Below are 8,007 nucleotides of genomic sequence, written 5' to 3'. Positions count from 1 at the left end.
GTTGTGTGGTTTTTGTTAACTTGTGTTGTTAAGTTAAGGATGTATTCGCCAGCTGCTAGGTCTAAATCGGTTATGTTTTTGCCTGGTTTGATTGTTCCTTCTTTTATTATGTCATCTTTGTTGATGATTTGGTAGGTTATGCTGGTTGCGTTTTCACATTTTACTGGGATTTCGATTGTTTCGCCGTAGGTTGTGTTAATGTCTTCAGCAGTGATTGAGGAACTTGCAGGTTTTATTGTGATTTTTGAGGTGTAGTTGGCGGTTGTGTGGTTTTTGTTAACTTGTGTTGTTAAGTTAAGGATGTATTCGCCAGCTGCTAGGTCTAAATCGGTTATGTTTTTGCCTGGTTTGATTGTTCCTTCTTTTATTATGTCATCTTTGTTGATGATTTGGTAGGTTATGCTGGTTGCGTTTTCACATTTTACTGGGATTTCGATTGTTTCGCCGTAGTTTGTTTTAACGTCTTCAGCGCTTACTGAGGAACCTGCCGGGTTTACTGTGATTTTGGAAGCATTGCTTGCTGAGGCATGGTTTTCATCAACACCTGTGGCTAAATTAACAATATATTTTCCGATTGCTAAGCCTGGAAGGGATATTGTAGCGTTAGGTTCTATAGTGCCGTTAGCTACATCCTCACCTTTGTTGTTGGTGATTCTGTAGGTAATATTTGTTGCGTTGGCGCTGGTTACCGGAATGTTTATAGGATCTCCATAAAGAACGGCAATGTCTTCTGCCCAAACGCTTGATTTTTCTTTTACAGCTATTTTAAGTCTGTTGTAGTTTTTATCACCTTGTTCGTTGATGGTGTTTGTGTAATAGCAGATTTCGTAGTTGTCTAGTTTGTTTAGGCCGCTTACGGTGACTTTTTTGCCGTTTATGTTTACGGTTGCATCGTTTATGATTTCATTTTCTTTGTTGAAAATGATTATTGGTCTTTCGATGTTTTCCGGAATTGCGGTTTCTGTTTCAAAAACAATGTCTTCATTATAGCCAACATCGCTGCCTTCAGCGGTATTGGTGCTTATGAACATACAATTTTTACTAGTAGTAGAACGTATGTCGTTGTATTGTCCATTTTTTAAGCGGTTATCTTTGAAAATAGAGTTTTCTGCTGTACCGCCGTTCATTGCACCACCCCGATACTTTGCGGTGTTGTTGGTGAATGTGCAGTTTATTGCAGTACCGTCGTGCATTGCACCACCATCGGTTGCGGTGTTGTTGGTGAATGTGCAGTTTTCTGCTGTACCGTCGTGCATTGCACCACCTAGGGTTGCGGTGTTGTTGGTGAATGTGCAGTTTTCTGCTGTACCGCCGTACATTGCACCACCACCTTGGTTTGCGGTGTTGTTGGTGAATGTGCAGTTTATTGCAGTACCGTCGTGCATTGCACCACCACCTTGGTTTGCGGTGTTGTGTGTGAATGTGCAGTTTTCTGCTGTACCTTTGTGCATTGCACCACTCCATTTGTTTGCGGTGTTGTGTGTGAATGTGCAGTTTGTTGCATCACCATCAAATATTGCACCACCCTCGTGTGCGGTGTTGTGTGTGAATGTGCAGTTTTCTGCTGTACCGCCGTTCATTGCACCACCACCTTTGGTTGCGGTGTTGTGTGTGAATGTGCAGTTTGTTGCATTACTGACTCTCATTGCACCACCATCGGTTGCGGTGTTGTTGGTGAATGTGCAGTTTTCTGCTGTACCGCCGTACATTGCACCACCCCATTGGGTTGCGGTGTTGTGTGTGAATGTGCAGTTTTCTGCTGTACCGCCGTACATTGCACCACCATTTTCTGCGTTACCGTTGACAAATATGATGTCGCGGACTACACCATCAGATTTCCAAGCATTGAAAATGCGTGCTTCGTGGTTTCCGTCGAGGGTATGGCCGTTACCGTGAATGGTCACATTGCGGTTAATGATGATTCCGCTTTTAAAGTCTGAATCAACATCCGGATTGTAGGTATAGTTTCCATCCAAATAAACATCCTCATAAGCATTGCCGTTTATTATCCTGTTCAAATCCCAGAATGTTGTTCCATCTGTAATTATTAATTTGGAAGCATTGCTTGCTGAGGCATGGTTTTCATCAACACCTGTGGTTAAATTAACAATATATTTTCCGACTGCTAAGCCTGGAAGGGATATTGTAGCGTTAGGTTCTATAGTGCCGTTAGCTACACCCTCACCTTTGTTGTTGGTGATTCTGTAGGTAACATTTGTTGCGTTGGCGCTGGTGACCGGAATGTTTATAGGATCTCCATAAAGAACGGCAACGTCTTCTGCCCAAACGCTTGATTTTGCTTTTACAGCTATTTTAAGTCTGTTGTAGTTTTTATCGCCTTGTTCGTTGATGGTGTTTGTGTAATAGCAGATTTCGTAGTTGTCTGGTTTGTTTAGGCCGCTTACGGTGACTTTTTTGCCGTTTATGTTTACGGTTGCATCGTTTATGATTTCATTTTCTTTGTTGAAAATGATGACTGGTCTTTCGATGTTTTCCGGAATTGCTGTTTCTGTTTCAAAAACAACGTCTTCATTATATCCAATATCGCTGCCTTCAGTGGTATTGGTGCTTATGAACATACAATTCTTGCTAGTAGTAGATTCTATGTCGTTGTATTGTCCGTTTGTTAAGCGGTTATCTTTGAAAATGGAGTTTTCTGCATTACCGGCGAGCATTGCACCACCTACGGTTGCGGTGTTGTTTGTGAATGTGCAGTTTTCTGCATTAGCATTAAATATTGCACCACCATAGTCTTTTGCGCTGTTGTTGTTGAATGTGCAGTTTTCTGCTGTACCGTCGTGCATTGCACCACCATCTTCTGCGGTGTTGTTGGTGAATGTGCAGTTTGTTGCATTACTATTTTGTATTGCACCACCGAAGCGTGCGGTGTTGTGTGTGAATGTGCAGTTTTCTGCTGTACCGTCGTGCATTGCACCACCCCATTTTGCGGTGTTGTTTGTGAATGTGCAGTTTTCTGCATTAGCATTAAATATTGCACCACCAAAGTTGTCGGCGGTGTTGTGTGTGAATGTGCAGTTTTTTGCATTACCATTATTTATTGCACCACCATAGTTGTGTGCGGTGTTGTTGGTGAATTTAGAGTTTTCTGCATTACCATCATATATTGCACCACCATCTTTTGCGGTGTTGTTTGTGAATGTAGAGTTTTTTGCATTACCTTGATATATTGCACCACCATCGTCGTGTGCGGTGTTGTTGGTGAATGTAGAGTTTTCTGCATTACCTTGATATATTGCACCACCTAGGGTTGCGGTGTTGTTGGTGAATGTGCAGTTTTCTGCATCACCATTACTTATTGCACCACCAAAGTTGTCGGCGGTGTTGTTGGTGAATGTAGAGTTTTCTGCATTACCATAATATATTGCACCACCTTGGGTTGCGGTGTTGTGTGTGAATGTGCAGTTTTCTGCATTACCACTTTCTATTGCACCACCATCTTTTGCGGTGTTGTTTGTGAATGTGCAGTTTTCTGCATTACCACTTTCTATTGCACCACCCCTGCGGGTTGCGTTGTTGTGTGTGAATGTGCAGTTTTCTGCATTACCTTGATATATTGCACCACCATGGGTTGCGGTGTTGTGTGTGAATGTGCAGTTTTTTGCATTACCTTGATATATTGCACCACCACCTTGGGTTGCGGTGTTGTTTGTGAATGTGCAGTTTTCTGCATCACCATTACTTGTTGCACCACCATAGGCTGCGGTGTTGTGTGTGAATGTGCAGTTTATTGCAGTACCGCCTTTCATTGCACCACCAAAGTTTGCGTTACCGTTGACAAATATGATGTCATGGACTACAACATCAGAACTCACAACATTGAAAATGTGTGCTTCGTGGTTTCCGTCGAGTGTATGGCCGTTACCATAAATTGTTATTGGACCATAAATCCCAATTCCACTTTCGCCGTTGCATTTATAGTTCTTGTGCAATGTTAAGTTACCATTGTAATGGTTTTTAATCAGATCTTGCAGTTCCCCGAAACTGCCTTCGCCTTCACCCAGGATGTCTTCGCTGTTTACAGCACTTAGCATGCTATGCGAATCCATATTGCCTTCGTTATCACATATAGATAAATCAATTTCACTTGTCAAATTCTCATCGGCGCTGGCTGCAGCTGCGCCCTGAAGTGACAGGAGCAATATCAGCATCAATGAGATTAACAAGATCTTTGTTTTCAACTTATCCATTTTTAATTCAACTCTCTTTTTACAAATTTTTTTTACATGTTTTTTCCCGTTACATGACATGTCATAATAAGAACTTTACAAAAAGCAATGTTTTTTATCAAATCCTTATTACATGTTTAAATATGATATAAATCTGTTAATAAATCTATTGCAACTCTAATCGTTAGAATGCATTTTGTTAATCATTATACGAACGTTCTAAGGCAAGTTTTTTAAAAAGCCCAATAAAAAGGTTTCATTTCAGATATTGTCCGGGTGCTGTTTGCACTCCAATGCCTTAAATGTCAGGTGGTGGGAAAAAGAGCCGTTGTGCGTGAAATCCTGCTTGGAGTAATTGCAGCGGATTGCGGAAAATGCACACTCCGAAAGCAGGGATGGACTGTTCATTCATTCTTTGATGGAATTTCCGAGTCGCTGGCAGAATGCTGTTTTAGTCCGATTAAAATTATTATTAGCATATAACAGATTAACAGATTCGCATATAGATATCTATAATCCTGAATAGGGGTCGAGAAAAAGATTATAACAATATTCAATAGGTTAGGAATATACATCAGATATACTTCTCTACATTTGGTCATGATGCTTATCAGCACTAAAATGATAATCGACAGATACATGTATAGGGCAGGATTGTTGAACACGGTATCCAGCAGGCAGCCTTCAATGCCCAGTGACAATAAATTCAGAACCGTGAATGCAGGAGTTCCCCAATTTACATAAGAAAGGTTTTCATAAGGTTGCGTTACAGTGTAGTTGTGATTGTTATAATATAAATTGAAATCCATTTGAAGCCTGTCTTTTTCTCCGTTCATATAATATGCGCGTCCAAGCCAATTGGAATCTTTAGTGATGTCCCATACCATTGGTGATGAACCGAAAAGATATTTCAAACAATGTATTGGATTTTTCAACGAATATTTTAAGGCTATTTCTATATATGCGTACTTGTCCTTTTCATAGTTGTGTGAATTTGTTATGGCCAGTATGCTATCCGAACCCGTTGGCTTATAGCGCTCCCTTACTTTGTCCTTGTCGATCAATTCATGAATCTTGTCCCTGTCCGAATCATCCATTTGTAAATTCAAATCATAGTCCGCTAACATGTGGGCAAGCTTTGTCATGAATGCGTCTTTTGCATTGTCTTTAACATCATAAACAGTATCCAGTGATGAAATCAGTAGGATGCAGGTCATGGTCAATATTATCAGTAGAACACACATTTTAGTGTTTTTCTTTATGAGTAGATAAATGGAGTATATTGCAAGGGCAATCAGGACAACGTACATTCCATTACCTCTTAATTGAGCTACAATGCCCATAATCACTGAAAGGAGTATGATGAATTTGTAATTAACTTTTCCGTTTCGGTCTATCATTACCTTAACTAAAAAACACAGGAACATCAGAAAGTAGCTGAACAGGATGTCTTTCCATAAGGTTACAGAATACAGTCCGTTGATTGGAATTATGCAGATGAAGACTGAAAATATTGCCTGGCGCCTGAAAGTATTGTCATTTTGAATATTGTCGTCACGATTGTACTTGCAGATTATTGTCCACATTGCGGAGAACACCAGAATCTGGAAAATGCATATCGATATGGTGCTCGGATACACTTTCAGGCATAACATTTCGATGAATGTATGGAAAAAGGGATGCCAGTTTGTAAATTGGTTAGAAGCAATTTGATGCAGCTGATTGAATGTGTCTATTGTAGCTATGCCTGGGTTAAACACTATAAGATAAATGGAAAATATGATGATGGGTATTAAAAAGATTTTTAAATCATTATAGTTAAATTCATTAAGTTTATCCATAAATGAATTGTCCTTAAATTCCATAAAATGAAGTATATTGTAACTATTATATAATTATTACTTAAACACATCATGAAGGTGGGTATAAAACTTGAAATGCATGATATGCGCAACAGTGGCCATCGAAACGACGGCTGAAAGACAGGAAGTTATTCAAAATATCATGTCTTCAACATTCATTAATGTGTGATATCGGTGGGTAAGAACCATGATGCTTGAACGCTTTTTTTTAGATAATTTCACTTCGGTGTTCATTGTTTAAAACTTCAAATTTTACGAACAATTCATCATGTTTTAAACGAACAGTTTGATATTCTTTCTTTTTACAACTCAAATGTTCAATTTATGCGACTATTTTTATTTGTTTGACCAATTTTTGTTTTTTAGATAACTTTATTAAGCAATAACAAAAGAAATACTTATATACATTGGGGGATTTTATCAATGAGTGAAAAAAAGCCAATTCAGATTTTTTCCAATTTAGACGATAACATAGGTGTCAATGTTGTCAAAAGTCCAGTAAAGCTAACAATCCTAGAAATGTTGCGCGACACTGAAATGGAATTCGATGAGATCGTAAGCAACACAGGAAAATCAAAATCCACTGTTTCTGTACATTTAAAGGGTTTAAGGGAACAGGGCATCATTTCCTATAGGGTTCATCCTAACGATAACAGAAAAAAGATATTCTACATAAATTCAAAATTCCTAGGTTCCGTAAACATATCAGAGCCAAAGGAACTTGAGGAAACGCAGTCTGATTATCTGATTAGAAATATAGTTGACCAGGATGCGGAATTTTCCACATTGCTGTTCCATACATTGAAGGCTATGCTAATTCAGGAAGGGGTCAATATAGATCCGATTCTGCAGTCAACAGGAAACAGCATAGGCAGGTCAATCTTCAGCAAGGTCTATGATGATGATTTGGATGTATTCATGGGAAACATTTCAGATTTCTGGCAAAGAAAAGGGTTGGGAAGACTCACTTTCGAAGTCGGCCAGATAATAAAGGTTACAACTTATGACTGTTTTGAATGCGGATTGCTGCCTAAAACAGGAAAGCCTGCATGCTTTTTGGATACAGGCATTCTTGAAGGGCTGTTTTCAGAATTCTTTAACATGCCAGTCAGCGTAATTGAAGTTCAATGCTATACCATGGGCGATGAAAAGTGCGTCTTTGAAATTGAACCTATGGCCATCAAGACCAACTAGTCGTCAAACTTGATTATTGTAGTTGTTAAATAAGGTTTTTCATGTGAAAAGCCTTCAATTATCTTTTCATCTTCACGGGTACAGTTCTGAACGGAGTAAATCTCTTTTTTTCTTTCTTTTTCTTCAATGCTGGCTTCAAGTTTTGATGTGTTTCTTGACGCTTTCATAAGCACGATGGAATCGCTGTATTCCAGGACTTCGTCCAATCTCTCGTCAATTTTTGGAACAATGGTTAAGATTTGGTTCTGTTCCACTAAAGCTTTGTTTCTGGCCGCCGCACATGCGGTGAAAGATGTGATTCCCGGAACGGTTTCGATTTCGTAGTCATCAATCAGCCTTTTCTGCACGTATGAGTATGTGCTGAATATTGAAGTGTCTCCAAGTGTTATGAATGCGACGTCCCTTCCGCTGTCGAGGTATTGGGATATCATTTCAGCAGCGCTGTCCCATATTTTTTCAAGTTCGCTTTTATCCTCTATCATTGGAAATATGGGTGCAACTATCATCAATCTTTTATAATCGTCTCTTTTTTGAAGTATAGGTCTTACAATTGACAGTGCAATGCTGTCCTTTTCTTTTGAGGATTTTGGTGAAAAAATTACCGGGACTGTCTCAAGTATTCTTGCCGCTTTTAGAGTAACCAATTCACTGTCTCCAGGTCCTACGCCTATTCCATATAATTTTCCTTTTTCAGCCATATAATCACTTTATTATTAAATTATTTATTTTGAGTTTTATTTTGCAAATGCTCTTTCTATAATTTA

4 protein-coding genes are annotated in these 8,007 nt (G+C 39.1%); 1 reads left to right on the top strand and 3 read right to left on the bottom strand.

The annotated features are described in order from the left end of the window. Together E7Z77_RS06730 and E7Z77_RS06725 are read right to left on the bottom strand one after the other, a co-directional pair. Positions 1-4,208 (bottom strand): right-handed parallel beta-helix repeat-containing protein (locus E7Z77_RS06730; RefSeq protein ID WP_292751826.1); only part of this gene is annotated, 4,208 nt, incomplete at its 3' end. Between the two features lie 383 nt (positions 4,209-4,591). Beyond that, positions 4,592-6,052, bottom strand: a complete 1,461-nt coding sequence (locus E7Z77_RS06725; RefSeq protein ID WP_292751824.1) for a hypothetical protein — start codon at positions 6,050-6,052, stop codon at positions 4,592-4,594. Between the two features lie 420 nt (positions 6,053-6,472). Here E7Z77_RS06725 and E7Z77_RS06720 point away from each other — a divergent pair, with 420 nt between their 5' ends. Beyond that, positions 6,473-7,243, top strand: coding sequence for a V4R domain-containing protein (locus tag E7Z77_RS06720; protein WP_292751822.1), 771 nt, complete (start codon positions 6,473-6,475; stop codon positions 7,241-7,243). Here the strand turns inward: E7Z77_RS06720 and cobI are convergent. Next, a complete protein-coding gene (cobI, locus tag E7Z77_RS06715; protein WP_292751819.1) occupies positions 7,240-7,941 on the bottom strand; it encodes a precorrin-2 C(20)-methyltransferase in 702 nt (233 codons plus the stop codon). The two genes, E7Z77_RS06720 and cobI, sit on opposite strands and share 4 nt — an antisense overlap. Positions 7,942-8,007 lie beyond the last annotated feature (66 nt).

The organism is Methanobrevibacter sp., from assembly GCF_015062985.1.
GTDB lineage: Archaea > Methanobacteriota > Methanobacteria > Methanobacteriales > Methanobacteriaceae > Methanocatella.
The sequence above is the reverse complement of the archived record's forward strand: the minus strand, read 5'-3'. Positions and strand labels throughout refer to the sequence as shown.